Here is a 20,571-nt window from a genome sequence, read left to right as displayed (position 1 = left end):
CCCACGACTCCCCCGCCGCACGCCTCGAACAGGAAATCGATGACGGATACCCAGGACCTACCCACCGACTGGTCCGCGGCCAAGCGCGCCCTCCTCAGCCAGCGGCTGCGCGGCGCCGCGGTGCCCGCCCGGGTGGTGGACCCCCGACCGGCGGACACCGCACCGCCGCTCTCCAGCGGCCAGGAACGGCTCTGGTTCATGGACCAGTTCGCTCCCGGCTCGACGGCCTACACGCTGGCGCCGGCCCGCCGCCTGCGCGGCCCCTTCGACCGCGCCGCGCTGGACGCCGCACTGACCGATCTGGTGGCCCGGCACGAGAGCCTGCGGATGACCTTCCGCACCACCGAGGCCGGCACCGCCGAGGTCCGGGTCGCCGAGCCCGCGCCGTTCGCGGCCCAGCACGTGGACGCCAGTGCGGACCCGGCCCCGGAGGCGCGCACCGCCGCCGAACTCGGCGCGCTGATCGCCGAACCCTTCGACCTCCAGGCCGGCCCGCTGCTGCGCGCCCTGGTGGTCCGGATCGCCGAGGACGACCACGTCCTGGCCCTGGTGATGCACCACATCATCTGCGACGGCTGGTCGATCGACCTCCTCAACCGCGAGCTCGACCTCCGCTACGCCCACCACGCCCACGGCACCCCGGCTGAACTACCGCCCCTTCCCGTCCAGTTCGGTGATTACGCGGCCTGGCAGCGGGACCGTCTGGACAGCGGACGGCTCGCCGCCTCGCGCGAGCACTGGCGCGCCGAACTCGACGGCGTCCCGGCCCTGGAGCTGCCCTCCGACCGGCCCCGCCCACCGCTGTTCACCTTCGACGGGGCCGCGACCGAGTTCCGCTGGAACCCCGGACTCTCCCGCCAGGTGGGCGAGGTGGCGCGGGCCTACGGCGCCTCCACGTACATGGTGCTGATGGCCGCGTTCCAGGCCCTGCTGGGCCGGCACGCCGGCCAGCGCGACTTCGCCGTCGGCTCGGCCGTCGCCGGCCGTCTCCACCGTGAACTCGAGGGTGTCGTAGGCGTGTTCGTCAACATGCTGCCGATCCGCGCCCGGCTCTGCGCCGGCCTCGACTTCGGCCGGCTCGTCAGCCGGGTCCGCGAGACCACGCTCGACGCGTACGCGCACCAGGAGGTGCCGTTCGAGCAGATGGTGAACGATCTCGCGGTGGAACGCGACGTCGGCCGCGCCGCCGTCTTCCAGACCACCTTCGCCTTCCAGAACTACGGCGACCGCGCCGCCACCCCCACCGCGGGCCTGGACTCCGAGGGCTTCGGCTACGAAGCCACCACCACCCATGCCGACCTCGCCCTCTACATGCGCGAGGAGCCGGACGGCAGCCTCTACGGCCTGCTCACCTACCGCACCGACCTCTTCGACGCCGGCACCGTCGAGCGCCTCGCCGAACGGTTCGAGCTGCTGACCGCGGCCGCCGTCGCCGACCCCACTCTGCCGGTCGACCGGCTCCCGCTGCTCGGCGCGGCCGAGCGGACGGCCGTACTGGAGACCTGGGCCGCCGGTCCCGCGCTGCCGGACGGCGGTCCCGCCACCCTCACCCGGGCGCTGGCCGAGGCGGTGGCCCGGACGCCCGAGGCGCCGGCGCTGGTCTTCGAGGACCGCACGCTGACCTACGGCGACCTCGACCGGCGCGCCAACGCCATGGCCCGGCGGCTACGGGCACTGGGCGTGGGCGCGGACGACCGGGTGGCCGTCTGCCTGGAGCAGTCCCCCGATCTGGCGGTCGCCCTGGTCGCCGTCCTCAAGGCCGGCGGCGGCTACCTGCCGCTCGACCCCGAGCAGCCCCCCGCCCGGCTCGCCCACCTGGTCACCGACGCCGGAGCCAAGGTCCTGATCACCGACACCGCGCTGAGACCGCGGTTCGGCGACCACCCGGCGGCCGACCTGCTGACCGGCGACGGCAGCGGCAGCGGCAGCGGCAGCGGCAGCGGCGACGACGGTGACGGCGGTGACGGCGGTGACGGCAGCCACGGCGACGCGACCGAGACGGACGGGGCGCCGCTGGAGGAGGTCTCCGGCGCCGACCACCTGGCGTACGTGATCTACACCTCGGGCTCCACCGGCACGCCCAAGGGCGTCGCTGTGCAGCATCGCCAGATCCTCAACTACCTGGCCGGCGCACGCGATCGGCTGCGGATCGAGCCCGGGGCCTCCTTCGGGCTGCTGCAGTCGCTCTCCTTCGACTTCAGCATGACCATGCTCTACCTGGCCCTCACCACCGGCGGCCGGGTCCACCTGCTGCCCCGACGGATCGCGGGCGTGGAACTGGCCGCGGAGATCGAGCGGGCCGGCATCGACCACCTGAAGATGACGCCCTCCCACCTGGCCGCGCTGACCGCCGACGCACCGATGGAGCGGCTGCTGCCGCGCCGCACGCTGGTCCTCGGCGGCGAGGCCTGCAGCTGGTCCTGGGCCGCGGGCATCGCCGCACTGGGCCGGTGCGCGGTGTTCAACCACTACGGACCGACCGAGGCGACGGTGGGGATCACCGTCCACGAGGTCACCGCCGACGGGCTGAACGCGCCGGGCAGCACCCCGATCGGCAGCCCGCTGGCCGGCGGGCGCTGCTACGTGCTGGACGAGGCCCGCAATCCCGTTCCGCCGGGCGTCACCGGGGAGTTGTACCTCGGCGGGGACCGGCTGGCCCGGGGCTACCTCGGACGGCCGGACCTGACCGCCGAGCGGTTCCTGCCCGATCCGTACGCCTACCCGTCCGGCACCGGCCGGGGTGTCGCGGGGACCGGCGGCCCGCGGATGTACCGCACCGGCGACCTGGCGCGCTGGCGCACCGACGGAACCCTGGACTACCTCGGCCGCGGCGACGACCAGATCAAGGTCCGCGGCTACCGGGTCGAGCCCGGCGAGATCGAGGCCGCGCTGACCGCCCTGCCCGGCATCACCCAGGCAGTGGTCCTGGCCCGCGGCGAGGGCGTCAAGCAGAACCTCGTCGCCTACCTGGAACGCCCGGCCGGCGGCGAGCCCCCGGCCGCCGCCGAACTGCGCGCCGCCCTGGGCGAGGTCCTGCCGGACTACATGGTCCCGGCCCGCTACGTGGTGCTGGAGCGGCTGCCGCTGCTCGCCCACGGCAAGATCGACCGCAGGGCGCTGCCCGCGCCCGTGGACGGCCCGGCCGCCGGCAGTCACGTAGACCCCGAGGGCGGGACCGAGCAGGTGATCGCCGCCCTGTGGGCGGAGCTGCTGGACCTCCCCCGAGTGGGCGCACTGGACGACTTCTTCGAACTCGGGGGCCACTCCCTGCTCGCCACCCAGGTGGTCGCCCGGATGCGCCGGGCCTTCCCCGGCCTGGCCACCCCGGTCGGCGTGATGGACCTCTTCACGTACCCGACGGTCCGTCGGCTCGCCGGACTGGTGGCCACCCCCGAGGCCGACCGCGGCCCGCGCCGGCTGCTGCACCTGCTCACCCCCGAGCGCCGCAGGACGGCCGCCACCGTGGTGTGCGCCCCCTACGGCGGCGGCAGCGCACTGATCTACAAGCCGCTCGCCGACGCCATGCCGGCGGACTGGGCCCTGCACTCCATCGCCGTCCCCGGCCACGAGCTGGGCGAGGAGGCGATGGACGTGGACGAGGTCGCCCGGCTCTGCGCCGAGGAGATCCTCGCCGACGTCGCCGGACCGCTGGTCCTCTACGGGCACTGCGGGGTCGGCGTCCGGCTGACCGTGGAGATCGCCCGCCGGGTGGAGGCGGCCGGCCGGGAGATCGACGCCGTCCACCTCGGGGGCATCTTCCCGTTCGCCCGCCCGAAGGGGCGCGGCGCCGCCTTGGCCGAGCGCTTCGCCGAGCTGGCCGCCCGCCTGCGCAGCGACCAGGGCATGATCAACGCCTTGGCCGCGGCCGGCCTGGACGTGGACGAGGTCGACGAGGACCAGCTGCGGCTGATCGTGCGCAACCGCCGTGTCGGCACCAAGGGCGCCGAGCGCTACTTCGGCGAGCTGTACGAGAGCGAGGGCGGCACCATCACGGCGCCGGTGATCGCCGTCTGCGGCGACCGCGATCCGGCGACCGAGTTCTACCAGGAGCGGTTCCGCGAGTGGCACCGGATCACCGGGACCGCCGCCGTGGTGGTCCTGGACGAGGCCGGGCACTTCTACCTCAAGTACCGCGCCGGGGAGTTGGCGGGAATCCTGACCGGGGTGCACCGGTCGATCGCCGCCGGTGAGGAAGCACGCCACGAACGCACCGCCGACGCGACCTGGTGGCTGGCCGGCCTGTCCCGCGACTCCGCCGGGACGGAGCCGGAGCGCGGGCCGGACCCCTTGCAGACGGAGGAGCCGGAGGAGCCGGAGGAGCCGGAGGAGTCGGAGGAGCCGGAGGAGCGGTCCGGGACGCCGGGGAAGGCCCGCAAGGCCCGCCGGCGCAGCAGCCCCGTCCGCCCGAGCATGGGCCGCTTCCTGGCGATCGCCACCGGCCAGCAGCTCTCGATGATCGGCTCGGCCCTCACCGAGTTCGCCCTGCCGATCTGGATCTACCTGCAGACCGGCTCGCTGCTGCAGCTCGGCCTGCTCGCCGCCTTCGGCCTGGTGCCCGGCATCGTGGTCGCCCCGCTGGCCGGCGCCATCGTCGACCGCGGCGACCGCCGCCGGGTGATGCTCGGCGGCGACATCGCGGCCGGCCTGACGCAGGCGGCTCTGCTGGTGCTCTACCTCAGCGACTCGCTCGAGATCTGGCACTGCTACGTGATGATCTCCCTGCTCTCCGCCGCGCTCGCCTTCCAGCGCGTCGCCTGGGGCTCGGCGGTGCCGCAGCTGGTGCCCAAGCGCTTCCTCGGCCGCGCCAACGGTGTGGTCCAGATGGCCCTCGGCCTCGCCCAGTTCCTCGTACCGCTCATCGCGGTGGGCATCCTGCACGTGATCGGCCTCGGCGGCATCCTGGTCTTCGACGTCGTCAGCTACCTGATCGCCACCGGCGTCACCCTGGCGGTGCGCTTCCCCGACGTGATGGCCGCCACCCGCCGCGAGAGCGTCGGCGCCGAGATCCGCGCCGGGTTCCAACGAGCCCTGGGAAGCCGGCACTTCAGGGCGATGCTGTTCTGGTTCGCGGTGCTGAACATCTTCCTCTCCCCGCTCTTCCTGCTCATCACCCCCCTGGTGCTCTCCTTCTCCTCCACCGCCTCGGCCGGCTGGGTCTCCACCGCGGCCGGCCTGGGCGCCGTCCTCGGCGGCCTCACCCTGCTGGTCTGGGGAGGCCCGCGCCGGATGCGCCTGCGCGGTGTCCTGTTCGCCACCCTCGGCCTCGCCGCCGCCTGCGTCGTCACCGGCCTGCGGCCCTCGGTGACCGTGGTCGCCGTCGGCGCGTTCGGCATGACCTACGGGCTGGCGCTGCTCAACGGCATCTACGCGACGGTCATCCAGACCAAGGTGCCGATGCGTTTCCACGGCCGGGTGATCGCGGTGAACACCCTGGTCGCCTGGTCCACCCTGCCGATCGGCTTCGCCCTGGTCGCCCCGGCCGGCCCCGGGCTGCTCCAGCCCCTGATGGACGAGGGCGGCGCGCTGGCCTCCAGCGTCGGCGCGCTGATCGGCACCGGCGACGGGCGTGGCATCGGCCTGCTCTACCTGGTGTTCGGCGCCGCCATGGCCGTACTGGTCCTGATCAGCCTCTGCATTCCCGTCCTGGCCCGCTTCGACCGGGAAGTCCCGGACGCCGAGTCCGACGACCTGATCGGCCTGGAGACCCTGCGGGCCCGCGCGAAAGGCGAGACGAACAGATGACCTCCCCGACCCCGATCGCCCGCCATCCGCTGACCGACGAGCAGCGCCGCCTCTGGTTCCTCCAGCAACTGGGGCCCCAGGACGCCGGGTTCAACATGTACCTCAACCGGCGCTGGAGCGGGCCGATCGATGCGCAGGCGCTGAGCGCGGCGCTCACCCGGCTCACCGCGCGACACCAGGTGCTGCGCACCCGGTTCGCCCTGGACGGTGAGCAGCCCGTCCAGCTCGTGGAGCCCGTACGGGACGTCGAGCTCGCCCTGGTGCCGATACCGGACGCCTCGGAGGAGTCCTTCACCGCGGCCTGCGCCCCCTTCGTCAACGCCCCCTTCGACCTGGGCGAGCGCCCGCCGCTGCGGGCCGTCCTGGTCAGCGCCGGCGAACACGAGCACGCGCTGAGCGTGGTGGTCCACCACATCGTCTCCGACGGCTGGTCGTTCACCGTGCTGTGGCGCGAACTGCTCGCGCTGTACCGCGAGGAAATAGGCGAGGCCTCAGCGGAACTGCCTGACCTGGGGCTCCAGTTCGGCGACTTCGCGCTCGCCGAGCGGACCAGGCTGGACGGCGGCGCGGCCGAGGAGGCGGTCCGGCACTGGAGCGGACGACTGGCCGGCGTCGGCGCCCTGCGGATGCCGCTGGACCACCCCCGGCCCGCCGAGCCCGCCCACCCGGCCGGCTTCGCCGACCTCGCCCTCGGCCCCGACCTCGTCGCCGGAGTCGACGCCCTGGCCCGCGAGCAGCGCTGCACCCCGTTCATGGTGCTGCTCGCCGCCTACCAGATGGTGCTGGCCCGCTGGAGCGGCAGCTACGACTTCGCCGTCGGCACCCCGCTGGCCGGCCGCAACGAAACCGCCCACGAGGCCCTGCTCGGCTACTTCTCCCGCACCGGGGTGATCCGCGCGGACCTCACCGGTGAGCCCGGTTTCCGCACCGTGCTGCGCCGGGTGCGCTCCGCGACGATGGCCGCGCTGAGCCATCAGGACATCCCGGTCGAGCGGGTGGCCGCCGAACTGGGGCTGCCGGTCCTGCCCGGCGTCGGCCCGCTCTACCAGGCGGTGTTCGTCCACCAGAGCCAGTACGAGACGGCCGGCGCCGACGAGCGGACCTCGCTGCCCGCGGGCGTCCGGACGGCGAGCATGGACTCCGGTTTCGACCGCGCCAAGACCGATCTGCTGCTGGACAGCTGGCGGACCCCGGACGGCGGGATGACGCTGTCGTTCTGCTTCGACCGGGAGCTCTTCGAACGCACCACGGTCGAGGCCCTGGCGCGCCGGGTCCGCGACCTGCTCGCCCGGGCCGTCGTGGACGTGGAGGTCCCGCTGCACGGCGACTGGCTCCTGACCGGCGAGGAGCGCGCGGCGCTGCTCACCCTCGGGGCCGAACCCGCCGGACCCGCCGTCGCTGAGGACGACGCCCGCCTGATCCTGCGCGGCTTCGCCGACCAGGTCGCCGCCCGCCCCGACGCACCCGCTCTCCAGTGTGCGGGCCGCATCCGCACCTACGCCGAACTCGACTGCTGGTCCGATGAGTTGGCCTCCCGGCTGGGCCCGGTGGCGGGCCGTGCGGTGGGTGTCCGGATCGAGCCGTCCTTCGAACTGGTCACCGCTCTGCTGGCGATCTGGAAGGCCGGCGCCGGCTACCTGCCGCTCGACCCCGCGCACCCGGCCGAGCGCCAGCGGCTGATGCTCGGCGAAGCGGACGCCGCCCTCCTGCTCACCGGGGGCGAGCGCCCGGACCTCGGGGTCCCGGTGCTGGCCGTCGGCGACCCGGACACCGGGGCCGGGAAGGCCTGGGCTGCGGGCACCGGGGCTGCGGGCACCGCGTCCGGGAGCACCGCGTCCGGGAGCACGGCGTCCGGAAGCACCACGTCCCGCGCCACGGGGCCTGCGGGGGCCCTCCTGCCCGGGACCGCTCCGGGCGGCCTGGCGTACGTCCTCTACACCTCCGGCTCCACCGGCGTCCCCAAGGGCGTCGCCGTCGAGCACTCCGCTCTGGCCGAGCGCGTCGGGTGGATGGCCGGGCCGCAGGGCTACCGGCTCCGGCCGGGCGACCGGATCGTCCAGTTCGCCTCCATCGGCTTCGACACCCACGCCGAGGAGATCTGGCCCGCCCTCACCGCGGGCGCCTGTGTCGTCCTGCTGCCCGGCGGCGGCCGGATGCTGCCCGACCTGCTGCGCAGCGAGACCGGGCGGTCCGTCACCGTACTCGACCTGCCCACCGCGTACTGGGAGGAACTGGTTTCGCTCGGGGACCAGACCCCGTGGCCGCCGGCGCTGCGGCTGGTCGTCCTCGGCGGGTCCGAGGCACGGGCCGCCACCCTCGCCCAGTGGCGGGAGCGGCACGGCGACACCGTCCGGCTCGTCAACACCTACGGTCCGACCGAGGCCACCATCATCGTCACCGCGGGCGAGCTCGGCGGCAGCCCCGGCAGCGGGCCCGGCGCCGGGCAGCGGCCGCCGCTCGGCCGTCCACTGCCGGGAGTGCGGCTCTACGTCCTGGACGAGCGCGGCACCCTGCTGCCCGCCGGCTCCGAGGGCGAGCTGTACATCGGCGGCGCCGGACTCGCGCGCGGCTACCTGGCCCGGCCCGGCCTGACCGCGGAGGCCTTCCTCCCGGATCCGTTCACCGACGCCCCGGACGGCCGGATGTACCGCACCGGCGACCGCGCCCGGTGGCGCACCGACGGGCAGCTGGAGTTCCTCGGCCGCGCCGACGGCCAGGTGAAGATCCGCGGATACCGGATCGAGCCCGCCGAGATCGAGGCCGCCCTCACCGCCCACCCGGCCGTCGGCCGGGCGGCCGTGCTGGTCCAGGGCGGCCGCCGGCTGATCGCCTACGCCGTCCTGCGGCCGCCGGCCGCCGGGCAGCGGTCCGCAGCAGCCGCGCCGCGGCCGGGAGAGCTGCGCGAGCACCTGGCCCTGCGGCTGCCGGCCTTCATGGTGCCGGACGTCGTGGTGCCGCTCGACACCCTCCCGCTCACCGCCAACGGCAAGCTCGACACCGCTGCCCTGCCCGACCCGGACCCAGCGGGCGCGGCCGCCGGATACCTGGCACCCCGCACCGATGCGGAGGCCCTGGTGGTCGACCTCTGGCAGGCGGTGCTCGACGTACCGAAGGTCGGCGTACTGGACGACTTCCTCGCCCTCGGCGGGGACTCGCTCCTGGTCACCAGGGTCGCCGCCCGGATCCGGGCCGGCGTCGGCCTCGACGTGTCGATCCGCGACGTCTTCGAAAACCCCACCCCGGCAGCCCTGGCGGCCCGGATCGAGGCACTGCTGATCGCGGAGATCGACGCCCTCAGCGAGGAGGAGGCAGCCGCCGGGCTGGACTGACTCCGCCCGCCCGCCCGACCACCTCCCCCTCCTCCCCTCCCCGAATCACACCGGAGCCCGCCATCGCCACCACCGTGCCACCCGCCGCGACGACCGTCCCCGAGCTCCTCGACGCCCGGGCCGCCGAACACCCGGACCACGTGGCCCTCCAGGTCGTCGGCGGCGGGGAACTCAGCTACCGCCGTTGGCGCGAGGAGGCGCTGCGCGCTGCCGCCGGGCTGGCCGCCGCCGGAGTCGGACACCGCGACCGGGTGGTGCTGCGGTTCTCCAACGCGCGCTGGGAGCGGTACGCCGTCGGCTTCCTCGCCGTCCAGTACGCGGGCGGGGTGCCCGTCCCGGTCCGCGAGGACCTCTCCGAGACCGATGCCGCCGCCCTGGCCGCGCTGGCCGGAGCGGGCACGGTCCTGCGGGACGCTGAACTGCCCACCGTCCCGGGGCTGGTGGAGCTGCGTCTGGACGCCCTGCTGGCGGCGCATCCCGAGCCGCCGGCCGGCCCGCCGCACCGGGTCGGCCCGGCAGACCCGGCCCAGGTGATCGGTACCTCCGGCACCACCGGCGCGCCCAAGGGCGTGCTCGCCGCACACGGAAGCCTGACCGCCGGCCTGGCCACCCGTCCCCGCCGCCGGGCCTACGCGCACTCGCGGTACGCCCTGCACGCCTTCCCGATCGGGACCAACGCGGGCCAGGTGATGCTGCTGGGCGCACTGACCGCCGCGCCCACCACGCTCAGCCTGCCGCGCTTCGACGCGGACCGATTCGGCATCGCGGTCGAGAAGTTCGGGGTCGGCACCGCCTTCCTGGTGCCCTCGATGGCGATCGAACTGGTCAACGCGGGCACCGCCGGCCGGTACGACCTGGGCAGCCTGCGCCTGGTCAACTCCTCCGCCGCCGCCCTGCCCGTGCCGGTGGCGGCCGCGCTGGCCGCGGCGCTGCCGGGCGCGACGCTGGTCAACACCTACACCTCCGCCGAGGCTTCGCCCGCGCAGATCTCCACCGTGGTCGACCCCCGCCGCCCCGGCTCGCTGGGCCGCCCGGCGGACCCCGGTGACGTCCGGATCCTCGACGCGGACGGGCTGCCGCTGCCCGCCGGTCAGGTCGGCGAGGTCTGGCTGCGCCAGCCCGGGCCGCCGCGCGGCTACCTGGGCGCCGCCGGGGAGAGCGCGCGGGTGTTCCGGGACGGCTGGGTGCGGATGGGCGACGTCGGACGCCTCGATCCGGACGGCTACCTGTACGTGGTCGACCGGGAGAGCGACGTCATCAAGAGCGGCGCGCTGAAGGTCTCCACGCTGCGGATCGAGGAGGCGCTGCACGAGCACCCCGCGGTGGCCGACGCCGCCGCGCTCGGCCTGCCGCACCCCGTCATGGGCGCCGTCCCGGTGGCGGTCGTGGTGGCCGGGCCCGGCGGTCTGGACCTGGACGAGCTCCGGGTGTTCCTGAGCGCCCGGCTCAGCCGGCCGGAACTGCCGGTCCGGATCCTGTTCGCAGGCGACCTGCCCAGGAACCCGAGCGGCAAGGTGGTCAAGCACCGGCTCCGCCCCCTGTTCGACGCGCCCGCGGAGTCCACAGGTCCTGCGGTCGCGCCGGCCACCCCGACGGAACTGCGGCTGGCCGGGCTCTGGCGGCGTCTGCTCGGCCGGACGGTCACCGATGTGGCCGCCGAGTTCTTCGCGCTCGGCGGCGACTCGTTCCGGGCGGTCCAGCTCGCCACCGGCATCAGCGGCGAGTTCGGGGTCCGGGCGGGGACCGCCTTGGTCTTCGAGCGGCCCTCGCTGCGATCCCAGGCCGCCTGGGTGGACCACCCCGACCGGCGGCAGGCCGCCACTGAGGGGGCGCCTGCCGCGCCGGAGACGGTGACGCTGCCCTACCTGTCCGCGCTCCGTGCGCAACCGCACGCCGTCCCACTCACCTCGCAGCAGGAGAACTTCTTCCGCTGGATGGCCGGGGCTCCCGGGCGGGACGCCGGCGCGGTGACGGCGCTGTTCCGGGTGACCGACCGGCTGGAGCCGCTGACCCTGGGCCGGGCACTCACGGAAGCGGTCCGGCGCCATCCGGCGCTGCGGACCCGGTTCGAGGCGGCGGGCGAGGGGGTCGTGCGGGCGGTGCTGGACGGGGAGCCCAGGGTGCGGATCACGCTGACCCGGGCCCCGGGGGCCACGGACGCGGAGGTGGACGCCCTGCTGCTGGCCGAACGCGACCGTCTCACCGACCTGGCCGTCGACCCGATGGCGCGCCTGCTGGTGGTGAGCCGTTCGGAGACCGACCACGTGGTGCTGGTCGCGGTGCACCACATGGTCTGCGACGGCTGGTCGGTCGGTGTACTGCTGGCCGACCTCGGGGTGTTCTACTCCGCGCTGCGGCGGGGCCGGCCGGCCCCGCCGGCCCGTTCGGGCCCCGGCTACCAGGAGTTGGTGGACTGGGCGAACGCGCACTGGCCGGCCTCCCGGGCTCACTTCGCGAAGGCGCTGGCCGGGGCGCCGGAGGCCGTAGAGGAGTTCGCCGGCCGCCGGGCGGTGGACGAAGTCCTCACCCAGGCCCACGAGTTCGAGGTGCCGGCGACACTGGCCGAAGCCCTGCGGGCCCGGGCGGCCGAGCTGGGCGCCACCCCCTTCCTGGCGGTCACGGCGGCCTGGACCGGACTGCTGGCGCGCCGCAGCGGCCGCCCCGACCTGGTGGTGATGACCCCGGTGCCGGGCCGCCCGCGCCCGGACGCGGAACGGACGGTGGGCTGCTTCGTCCAGTCGCTGCTGCTGCGGGTGGACGCGAGCGGGGGGCCCGGCTTCGCCGAGCTGGTGGACCGGCTGCGGACGGTCTACAGCGAGGCACTGGACCACCAGCTCTACCCGTTCGCCGAGTTCAGTCCGTCCGTACCGTTCGCGGCCTGGCTCCGCTACGAGGCGTGGGCCGCGCCCGCGCAGCTGCCCGGCCTGGCCTGCGGGCCCTGGGAGCTGCCGCGCGGGAGCACCGTGCCGTGGCCGCTGCCGGGCGGCGACCGGGGCGTGCCCGAACTGACCGTGGTAGAGCAGCCGGACGGCGGTCTGCGGTGCTGGCTGCAGTACAACGCGCTGGCCTTCGACCTCCCCGTCATCACCGAACTGGCCGCGGAGTTCACCACGGCGCTGAGCGCCGCCTGTCGGTGACCCACGGTCGGCTCCGGTCACGGGCAGGTTCCCCCTGGGGTGGAGGGGGTAGGGACACGGTGGTCCCGCCGGGTGGGGTGGGCGGCCGGAGGTGCGGCCGAGGCGTACGAAGGTCGCGCCGGAAGAGGTGGCTGCCTTCGAAGAAGGCATATCCGGGTACGTCGAGGAGGCCCGCGAACACCTTGGAGGACGCAGGCGCCGACGGCGTACGACACCGGGCGAGATCGGTGCCGCCGAAGTCTGGGGGGTGGTGGGGCCCGCGGTCATCTACGTGGTCGTCGCCCTGTGCGATGGCGTACTGGACGGCGTCAAACAGCAGCTGAGCGACTCGACGGAGCGTCGTACGGCCGGCGCGGCCAAGGGAGTGCGCCGTCTTTTCGGCCGCAAGGAGCAGGAAGAGCCCCCCGCCCTGCAGGAGATCCCGGAGTCCGGGACGGTCGAGCCGGGCCCCACACGTCGTGCGGGCATCCTCCGGCTCAGCCGCGAAGCGGGGCTGAACGAGGAACGGGCCGCCGGGCTCGCCGATGCCCTCGAGGAGTTGCTCGACGGCCAGGGCGAATCCGGGTGACCCCCGGCAGGGCCCCGGAAAGCACTCCGAGGCCCGCCCTGACGGAGAGAGCGCGGCGCCGTGCGACGTTCGACCTGTTCGCCTTCCCGCTCAACACACGGCTCCTGCTGCTGCTGATGGCAGCCACCGTGTATGCGGGAAACTTCTTCGTATCGGCGCTGGGCTCCTACCCTCACACCGGTGGCCGGGGCCTCGCCCATCCCCTCCTGACCGCGCAGTGGGTCACCTACCTTTCCGTCGGCACCTTCGCCTTCCGCGACCGCCTGCGCCGCCGCACGTGCACGCCGCTCGACCCGGTCACGTTCCCCGCTGTCGTCAGGCGCGTCAACGCCCTGTCGAAGGAGATGTGCGTACGGAACGCTCCGACGCTCCTCAAGGAGAACCGCAGGGACAAGAACCGCGGTACGGGTCCCGGGTCGAACCGTTTCGGCATGCGGCCCTACGCGATGGCATCGGGGACGGACCTTCTCGGCCTGCGCCCCTATCTCGCCCTGGGACCGGTGATGCTTGCCCTGGGAAGCAAGGACGAGGAAGAGGAACAGGAGCTCGCCAACAGCTTCGACGCGATCGTCCGCCACGAACTGGCCCATCTGCGGAACCGGGACATCCCCCTGCACAACCTGGCCACCGGTGTCCGGTGGGCCAACGGCGCGCAGGTGCTGGCCGTGGTGCCCGTCAGCCTCGTCTTCGGGATCCTCGACGGACGCTGGGAACTGATCGGCTCCGCCGGCGGCGCACTGCTCTTCGCGCTGGCGGTCGAGTTGATGGTGCTGGAGTTCTACCGAGCCCGGGAGGACTACGCCGACCAGCGCGCCGCGCAGTACGGGGAGAACGGTGCGGAAGACCTCGCCTGGGCCCTGTACGACGACCGGACCGGCCCGCGCCACAAGCGGCCCGTCAACCGTCCGTTCGAGCACCCGCCCCACCTCTTCTCGCCCCACCGCCCGTCCAGGCAGCGTGCGTCCCTGATCCGCGACCCGGCTCCGCTGCTGAGGTTCAGCCCCGGGTACGCCCTCCTCGCCGGTTTCCTCGTAGGAGCGCTGCTGGCCACCGTGCCCCACGCCCTGTCGGTCTGGTACGACTACGGGCCGGCCAAGGACGGGATCGTCATCGCGACGGCCGCACTCGCCGGGGCACCCTTGGGCGTCTTCGCCGCGCTCGGCATGTGGAGGCACACCCGCAACAGCGAGGCGGCCGGACGACCGCCGCAGCCGCTGCGCCAAGCGGGGCTCCTCGCCCTGGGAGTGCTGGTGGGCACTGCGCTCACCCCCTACGGGTCGGATTCCGCGGGCATCCCCCTCGCCCCCCTGCCCCTGATCTCCCTGTTCGCGTGCTGTACGTTGCTGACCTGCTGGCCGTGGGCCGTGGCCCGTGCGGTGTCCGCGCCTTCCCGGACGCCACGTGCCTCCCATGCCGGGTACCTGCTCCTGCTGACGGTGGGGGCGGCCCTCGTGGGCACCGGCGCCTTCGCCCTGCTGTTGCTGGGCGGCTTCGAAGTCCTGGCGTTCTGCGCGCTCGTGACCGCGGCTCCGCTGCTCGCCTTGCGGGTCGTGTTCTTTGCCGCCCCGGCGCAACTCACGGACCGGATCCGGCGCGTCGTGCGGACCGGTGGTACGACCGTGCTCGCTGCATGGACCCTTGTCCTGCTGGTGACCAGCACGGCCGCCGCGAAGGAGTCCGTCCGCATGATCGAGGAGGGCAATGAGCGCGTGCGGCTCATGCTTGCCGCCCTCGGAGACCGCCAGGCATGGATCCTCGCCTTCTCGCTCGCCGCGTTCATCGTGGCGGCGTTGGGGCCACGGGGAACCGGCGGACCGGGGCGGCTGCGCAGGACGGTCCTGGTGATGGGTCTGGTGCTCGCGACGGTGACCACGGCGGGGGCCTGGCGCAGCCCTGATCCGGAGAGGCCCCTCTACTGCTCTCCGTATTCCCCCTGGGACGGATGGGTGATCGTGGACCTGGGCAGCGACGAGGAGGGCATGACCTCGTCCGACAGGCTCCGTACCGTCGAGACGGACCTGCAGGCCGTCCAAGACGCAGTGGGACGTCATGCCGTCAACGGCACACCGCAGTACGAGAACTGGGAGCAGACCTTCCGGAGGGCCCTGCGCATGCAACTGCCCGCTGCCACTGCGGCCACCGCCGAGACCATGCACGCAGCGACGTACCGCTTCGAGCTCCGCGACCCCGCCACGTTCCCCGAGCTCAGGACCGCACTGCTCGGGCTCGCCCCCGAAGGCCGACTGGAGCCGCGCCACGTCCACCCCTGCCATCCCCATCAGTGAACCTCTGTCCTCGCGTCCTCCCGCGCCCACCGGCACCGCGTTCCGGGCCGGCCGTCAGCCGTGCGGAGCCCAGAAGGCCTTCGGCCGGCCCGCTCCGGGCGCGAGCTCCTGCCAGCCGTCCGGCAGGGCCACGACGACGACGGCCGCGGTGGGGAATCCCTCGTGGATGCGGTGCAGAAGGCCCTCCTCGTTCCTCCCGCCGTTCCCGCACAGGGTGACCGCCAGCTCGTGGATGCCGGGGTTGTGGCCCACCACCAGCAGGCCGGTGACGGACTCGTCCGTCTCGCGCAGTACGGCCATCAGGGAGTCCGTGGAGGCGTTGTACAGGCGGTCCTCGTAGACGACAGGGGGCGGTTCGCTCAGCCCGGGCACCATCAGCTGCCATGTCTGACGGGTCCTGCGCGCCGACGAGCACAGCGCGAAGTCGACCCGGTATCCGGACTCGGCGAGCCACTCCCCGGCCTTCGGGGCCTCGCGCCGACCGCGGTCGGCCAGCGGGCGGTCGAAGTCGGGAGCCGCGTCCTTGGGGACGGACTTGGCGTGCCGCACGAGCACGAGCAGGCGGTCACCGTTGATCGCGGTCATGATCCACTCCTCCCCACGGTTCGAACGGCCGGGTTCACTCGGATGCCACCGCGGAGAACGGGCTGTCGGCCAGGTCGGCCAGCAGGTCGGCCGGGTCCCGGTAGGCGGCGGCCGCTCCCGCTTCCTCCAGGTCACCGCGCGGGATGCCGCCGCAGAGCAGCCCGATCCCGGTCACCCCGGCGCGTACCGCGGCCTTCATGTCCCACACGGTGTCGCCGACGAACACCGCGCGCTCCGGCGTCGCCCCCGCCAGTTCGAGGGCGTGGTGGAGGGGATCCGGGGCGGGCTTGCCCTGCTCGACGTCGTCGGAGGTCGCGGTGTCGGTGACGGCGTCGTCGGCGCCGATGGCCCGGCGCAGGGCGTCCAGTTCCCGGTCCTTCGCGGAGGTGACCAGCACGACCTTCCAGCCCGCCGCCGACAGGGTCCGCAGGAGGTCGGCCGCCGAGTCCAGGGCGGGGAGCCTGTCGAAGTACGTGGCGTACAGGGTGTCGTGGGCGGCGCTCAGCAGTTCGTCGCCGCCCCGGTCGCGATCGTCCTCCAGGAGGTGGTCGAGGAGGTCTTCGCCCGGCAGGCCGACGGCCCGGTGGATGTCGTGCATCGGTACGTGGTGGCCGTGCTGGCGCAGCGCTTCCCACCAGGAGACGACGTGGAGGTGGTTGGTGTCCGCGAGGGTGCCGTCGACGTCGAACAGGGCGGCGCGGTTGCGGGTCATGGCGGCGGTCTCCTCACAGCTCGCGGAGGGCGGGCAGCAGGGTGGCCCGCGCCCACTCCGGGAACGGATCCTGCCGGCTACGCCGCGCCTGCCCGGTTCGCCTCGCTTCATTCCGGCGGCGGGGACAGGCCGCCCGGGGCGACGTCCTGGAAGGCATCGGCCGCGAGGACGACCCGGGCGGACATGTTCGTCTCCATCATGCGCAGGGCCGCGTCGGCCAGGTCCCGGTGGATGTGCGCGACGGCGTCCCGGGCGACCGTGACCGGGAGGTGGCGGATGTGTGCGTCGAGGGCGGAGTAGAGCACGCACTGCTCCGTGACCTGACCGCACAGGATGAGGTGGTGCACACCGAGCGAGCCCAGCAGGTACGCGAGCGGCGTCTCGTAGAAGACGGAATGGCGCGCCTTGACGACGAAGTACGCGGATTCGTCGGGGCGCACCGGCTCGACGAGGTCGGCGTGCGGGCCGGTGAGGGCGACGTCCAGGATCTCGCCGTGGTGGGAGCGCCACTTCCCGAAGTTGTCGTTGGCGTAGATCACCGGAAGGCCGCGGTTGCGGGCCTCTGCGAGAAGGTCCACCACAGCGGGCAGGGCGCGCGCGACGCTCGGCACGAGGGCATCGGCGTCCTCGTGGTCGTACGTGTTCAGCATGTCGATGACGACAAGCGCGCTCGTCGCCATGATGATCACCTCGCAGACGGCCTCGCGGCCGACGGCGCTGCGCCTCGCTGTCCGGCGTCAGCGCATCGCCGGCCTCGTCTTCCGTCGCGTTGTGCGCCGCCCGCAGTGCGGCTCCCGGCCGACCGCGGAGCCGGGTCGGCGGCGGGCTTTCGCCTGCTCAGTGGCCGAGGGCTCGCTTGAGCTCGGCCTTGTCCATCTTGGAACGGCCCTCGATGTTCCGTTGCTTCGCCTCGTTGTACAGCTGCTCCTTCGTGGGACCCTGCGCGCCGCTGTGGGAGCGCTGCCCACCGCGCTTCGATGAGGACATGTCCTGTATCGAGGACCGGCTCGCGGTCTTCGACTCGCCGGAACGCGCGCGTTCCTTGTTGACCGTGCGGGCTGCGATCTCCTTGGCCCGCTTGGTGCTCTCGCCGCGCTGCTCGGCGCTCTCCTTGATGTGCTCGTACTGGCGTTCACGCTTGGGACTTGAACCGCGGGGCATGGCCGCTCCTCGTTTCGTGGCGGTCCCGTGGCGGATCCACCGGACCCGCACGGCGCCTGCCCACACGCGTGCGACGCACACCCTGAACGCCGCGGAAAGACGGCACGGGGGTCGTCGAAGCGGGCTCACGGGTCCACGGCTTCCCCGGCTGCATCGTGTGCCGGGCTCCTGAACGGGAAGACGCGGGATGTGCTGCCGACGGACCGGCCCGAGAAGGAGCGGGGCCATGGAACACACCACCGATCGGAGACCTCCCATGAAACGCACCGCCCAGGACCCCCGCCACCTGCTGGGCGTCTACCTCAATGACCACCTCGCCGGAGCGGGGGCGGGCATCGCCCTCGTCAAGCGGACGGCACGCGCCCACCGCGGCACCGATGCCGGGCCGCGTCTGGCCGCCCTCGCCGGGGAAATCAGCGAGGACCGCGACAGCCTGCGCGAGGTCATGATGGCTCTCGACGTCCCCGCGAACGACCTCCGCATGCTCCTGGGCATGGCCGTGGCGCAGGCGGGGCGGCTGAAGCCCAACGGCAGGCTCCTCTCGCGCTCGCCCCTGAGCGACGTGCTCGAACTGGAGGCGATCAGGCTCGGTGTGGAAGGCAACAAGGAACTCTGGCGGACCCTGCACACACTGGCCCGCTCGGACCCCTTGCTCGACGCGGAGGCCATGGGCCGGCTCCTGGCACGTGCCGAACGCCAGGCCGACACCCTGGAGGCGCTGCGGCTGGCAGCCGTGGGCCGTGCCCTGCGCAGCGCACCCGGGGCGGCGCCGGCCGCCCCGCGCCACGGCGCCGGGCGGGCGCCGAAGGCGGGGTGGGCGTCATGAGGGTCGTGGTGACAGGAGCGACCGGCAACGCGGGCACCAGCGTGATCCACGCACTGGCCGGCGATCCGAACGTGTCCGAGGTGACCGGTGTGGCCCGCCGACGGCCCGCCCACCGGGTGGACGGGGTGCGCTGGGAGGCGGCGGACGTCGCTCCCGGCGGCAGCGACCTGGACCGGCTCTTCCGCGGCGCCGACGCCGTGGTGCACCTGGCGTGGAGGTTCCAGCCCACCCACGATCCACTGGAGACCTGGCAGACGAACGTCCTCGGCTCGGTGCGCGTCTTCGAGGCCTGCGCACGGAGCGGGGTAGGCGCGCTGGTGCACGCCTCATCGGTCGGTGCCTACTCCCCCGGGCCCGACGACGGCCGGCCGGTGGACGAGTCCTGGCCCACGCACGGCTGGCCCGCCGCCGCGTACACCCGGGAGAAGGCGTACCTGGAGCGGTACCTGGACGGCTTCCAGCAGGCGAACCCGCAGATGCGGGTGGTGCGGATGCGGCCGTGCTTCCTGTTCAAGCGGGCGTCCGCCTCCGAGCAGCGCCGGATCTTCGCCGGCCCCCTGCTGCCGTGGCGGCTGGTACGGCCCGGGCTGGTGCCCGCCGTGCCCGCGATCCGCGGGCTGCGCTTCCAGGCACTGCACACCGATGATGCCGCCGAGGCGTACCGGGCCGCTGTCGTGCGACCGGTACGCGGGCCGTTCAACCTGGTCGCCGACCCGGTCCTCGACAGCGAATCCATCGCCCGCATGCTGCACGCCCGGACGATCCGGCTGCCGGCCGGAACGGCCCGCGCCGGGCTCGCCGCCGCCTGGCACCTCCACCTCGTTCCTGCCGCGCCGGGGCTCCTGGACGCGGTGCTGCGACTGCCGCTGCTCGACGCCGGCCGGGCGCGCGAGGAACTGGGCTGGGCCCCTGCCCACACCTCCACCGAGGCGTTCTCGGAGTTCCTGGCGGGACTCCGCCACGGCGCTGGGCTCGACACCCCACCCCTGGCCGGCGCCGCCCGGCACTGAACAGGACCGCACCCGCACCAGCCAGGAATTCAGGGGCCGGCGAACACTCTCCGTAGCAGGGCAGGCGGAACCTGCTTCCCTGGGGGAGCCGGTCCGGCCTGCCCACGGTGGCGGGTCCGGCCTGCTCCTGCTTGGCTGGAAGGACACACCCCCGACCCGATCGAAGGACCGGTCATGAGCACCGAAAGCCAGCCGAGCGAACGGGCCCGGCAGATGCGCGACAAGGCGCAGGAGCTGGAGCAGGCGGCGCAGCGGGCAACCGATCCCGCGGAGCGTCAGCGGCTGACCGCCAAGGCCCTGCACATCAGGGAGAAGAGCGAGCGGGAGAACGGCAGGGGCAGCGGGACCATGGACCCCATGTAAACCCGCTGGACCTGCTCGACCCGCTCGACTCCCTCCATTTCCTCGACGCACTCGACGCAATCGCCCCGCTCGACCCGCTCGTGTACGGCCGTGCAGCAGGCGGATCAGCGGGTGGCGCCGAAGTCCTGCGTCCAGTACTGGCCGGGCTGCGCGAGGCCGATGCCGATCTCCTTGACGTTGCAGTCGAGGATGTTCCGCTTGTGCCCCGGGCTGTTCATCCAGCCGTCCATGACCCGGGCGGCGGTGTCGTAGCCGTACGCGACGTTCTCGGCGTACGTACGCCACTCGTACCCGGCGCGGGTGATCCGCTGACCGGGGTCGGATCCGTCGGAGCCGGTGTGGGACATGTTGGAGTGGGCGGCCATGTCCTCACTGTGGTCCTGCGCGGCCTTCGTGAGCTTCGCGTTGACGGTCAGCACGGGGCACCCGACCGCGGCGCGCTCCTTGTTGACGAGCGCGAGGACCTCGGCCGCTGCACCGGAGGGTGCCGCGGAGTCCGAGGGCGCGGGGGGCGCGGTCTCGGCGATCGGCTCGGCGGGCGGCTCGGCGGGCGGCTGGACGACCGGCTGCTCGACGATCTCGGCGGGGCCGCCGCCGACCTGAACCGGGACCTCCGCGGGCTGCTGCGCGCCGGGATCGCCGTAGGGGTCGCCGTAGAGGTCCCCGTGGGAGTCGGCGTACCAGGGACGGCTCTCCTGCCCGGCTGCGATGGACCGCACCGGGCCGGTCCCCTGCGGGTCGAGGCAGGCCATGGCCGTGGTGGGTACGGCCACGAGGGCCAGTGCTCCGACGGCGACGGCTATTTTCCTGTGGTGCGTCTTCTTACGGTGCTTCTTCATGCGGGACCTCACTC

At 73.7% G+C, this 20,571-nt stretch carries 13 protein-coding genes; 8 read left to right on the top strand and 5 right to left on the bottom strand.

All coding sequences use genetic code 11. The features are described from left to right. The first annotated feature begins 39 nt into the window (after positions 1-39). The 5 genes from MTF69_RS10115 to MTF69_RS10095 all read left to right on the top strand — a co-directional run bounded on the left by MTF69_RS10115 (position 40) and on the right by MTF69_RS10095 (position 15,061). Complete coding sequence (locus MTF69_RS10115; protein ID WP_243332768.1) at positions 40-5,742, top strand: non-ribosomal peptide synthetase/MFS transporter; 5,703 nt, start codon at positions 40-42, stop codon at positions 5,740-5,742. Next, positions 5,739-9,071: an amino acid adenylation domain-containing protein gene (locus MTF69_RS10110; protein WP_243332766.1), complete on the top strand. Its 3,333-nt coding sequence runs from the start codon at positions 5,739-5,741 to the stop codon at positions 9,069-9,071. Before MTF69_RS10115 ends, MTF69_RS10110 begins: the two co-directional genes overlap by 4 nt. A 74-nt stretch (positions 9,072-9,145) precedes the next feature. Then, positions 9,146-12,208: a class I adenylate-forming enzyme family protein gene (locus MTF69_RS10105; RefSeq protein ID WP_243332763.1), complete on the top strand. Its 3,063-nt coding sequence runs from the start codon at positions 9,146-9,148 to the stop codon at positions 12,206-12,208. 127 nt (positions 12,209-12,335) lie between these two features. After that, positions 12,336-12,776: a hypothetical protein gene (locus tag MTF69_RS10100; RefSeq protein WP_243332761.1), complete on the top strand. Its 441-nt coding sequence runs from the start codon at positions 12,336-12,338 to the stop codon at positions 12,774-12,776. Positions 12,777-12,892: 116 nt separating this feature from the next. Next, complete coding sequence (locus MTF69_RS10095) at positions 12,893-15,061, top strand: M48 family metalloprotease (protein WP_243332759.1); 2,169 nt, start codon at positions 12,893-12,895, stop codon at positions 15,059-15,061. A gap of 54 nt (positions 15,062-15,115) precedes the next feature. On the opposite strand, the gene MTF69_RS10090 is transcribed toward MTF69_RS10095, so the two are convergent. The 4 genes from MTF69_RS10090 to MTF69_RS10075 all read right to left on the bottom strand — a co-directional run bounded on the left by MTF69_RS10090 (position 15,116) and on the right by MTF69_RS10075 (position 17,519). After that, positions 15,116-15,646, bottom strand: coding sequence for a histidine phosphatase family protein (locus MTF69_RS10090; RefSeq protein WP_243332757.1), 531 nt, complete (start codon positions 15,644-15,646; stop codon positions 15,116-15,118). Between the two features lie 34 nt (positions 15,647-15,680). Next, on the bottom strand, positions 15,681-16,358 hold the full coding sequence (locus MTF69_RS10085; protein ID WP_243332756.1) for an HAD family hydrolase: 678 nt from the start codon (positions 16,356-16,358) through the stop codon (positions 15,681-15,683). A 107-nt stretch (positions 16,359-16,465) separates the two neighbouring features. After that, complete coding sequence (locus MTF69_RS10080) at positions 16,466-17,038, bottom strand: isochorismatase family cysteine hydrolase (protein ID WP_243332755.1); 573 nt, start codon at positions 17,036-17,038, stop codon at positions 16,466-16,468. Between the two features lie 157 nt (positions 17,039-17,195). Next, a complete protein-coding gene (locus tag MTF69_RS10075) occupies positions 17,196-17,519 on the bottom strand; it encodes a plasmid stabilization protein (protein ID WP_243332754.1) in 324 nt (107 codons plus the stop codon). A gap of 256 nt (positions 17,520-17,775) precedes the next feature. On the opposite strand from MTF69_RS10075, the gene MTF69_RS10070 reads away from it, so the two are divergent. The 3 genes from MTF69_RS10070 (at position 17,776) to MTF69_RS10060 (ending at position 19,718) form a co-directional block, all read left to right on the top strand. Further along, positions 17,776-18,345, top strand: a complete 570-nt coding sequence (locus tag MTF69_RS10070; protein ID WP_243332753.1) for a hypothetical protein — start codon at positions 17,776-17,778, stop codon at positions 18,343-18,345. After that, a complete protein-coding gene (locus tag MTF69_RS10065) occupies positions 18,342-19,355 on the top strand; it encodes an NAD-dependent epimerase/dehydratase family protein (protein WP_243332752.1) in 1,014 nt (337 codons plus the stop codon). The genes MTF69_RS10070 and MTF69_RS10065 overlap by 4 nt, the downstream gene beginning before the upstream one ends. A 174-nt stretch (positions 19,356-19,529) precedes the next feature. Then, positions 19,530-19,718, top strand: coding sequence for a DUF6381 family protein (locus tag MTF69_RS10060; protein WP_243332751.1), 189 nt, complete (start codon positions 19,530-19,532; stop codon positions 19,716-19,718). A gap of 104 nt (positions 19,719-19,822) precedes the next feature. On the opposite strand, the gene MTF69_RS10055 is transcribed toward MTF69_RS10060, so the two are convergent. Then, positions 19,823-20,557, bottom strand: coding sequence for a CAP domain-containing protein (locus MTF69_RS10055; RefSeq protein ID WP_243332750.1), 735 nt, complete (start codon positions 20,555-20,557; stop codon positions 19,823-19,825). Between the last annotated feature and the right edge of the window lie 14 nt (positions 20,558-20,571).

The organism is Streptomyces sp. AP-93 (genome assembly GCF_022808175.1).
Lineage (GTDB): Bacteria > Actinomycetota > Actinomycetes > Streptomycetales > Streptomycetaceae > Streptomyces.
Note: the sequence above shows the minus strand (reverse complement) of the source record. Positions and strands in the feature narration are given on the sequence as shown.

What these genes read in the sequence shown, in the direction of transcription:
- MTF69_RS10115 (WP_243332768.1), top strand. Translation starts at nt 40, where the DNA reads ATGACGGATACCCAGGACCTACCCACCGACTGGTCCGCGGCCAAGCGC.
- MTF69_RS10110 (WP_243332766.1), top strand. Translation starts at nt 5,739, where the DNA reads ATGACCTCCCCGACCCCGATCGCCCGCCATCCGCTGACCGACGAGCAG.
- MTF69_RS10095 (WP_243332759.1), top strand. Translation starts at nt 12,893, where the DNA reads ATGGCAGCCACCGTGTATGCGGGAAACTTCTTCGTATCGGCGCTGGGC.
- MTF69_RS10090 (WP_243332757.1), bottom strand. Translation starts at nt 15,646, where the DNA reads ATGACCGCGATCAACGGTGACCGCCTGCTCGTGCTCGTGCGGCACGCC.
- MTF69_RS10085 (WP_243332756.1), bottom strand. Translation starts at nt 16,358, where the DNA reads ATGACCCGCAACCGCGCCGCCCTGTTCGACGTCGACGGCACCCTCGCG.
- MTF69_RS10080 (WP_243332755.1), bottom strand. Translation starts at nt 17,038, where the DNA reads ATGGCGACGAGCGCGCTTGTCGTCATCGACATGCTGAACACGTACGAC.
- MTF69_RS10075 (WP_243332754.1), bottom strand. Translation starts at nt 17,519, where the DNA reads ATGCCCCGCGGTTCAAGTCCCAAGCGTGAACGCCAGTACGAGCACATC.
- MTF69_RS10070 (WP_243332753.1), top strand. Translation starts at nt 17,776, where the DNA reads ATGAAACGCACCGCCCAGGACCCCCGCCACCTGCTGGGCGTCTACCTC.
- MTF69_RS10065 (WP_243332752.1), top strand. Translation starts at nt 18,342, where the DNA reads ATGAGGGTCGTGGTGACAGGAGCGACCGGCAACGCGGGCACCAGCGTG.
- MTF69_RS10060 (WP_243332751.1), top strand. Translation starts at nt 19,530, where the DNA reads ATGAGCACCGAAAGCCAGCCGAGCGAACGGGCCCGGCAGATGCGCGAC.
- MTF69_RS10055 (WP_243332750.1), bottom strand. Translation starts at nt 20,557, where the DNA reads ATGAAGAAGCACCGTAAGAAGACGCACCACAGGAAAATAGCCGTCGCC.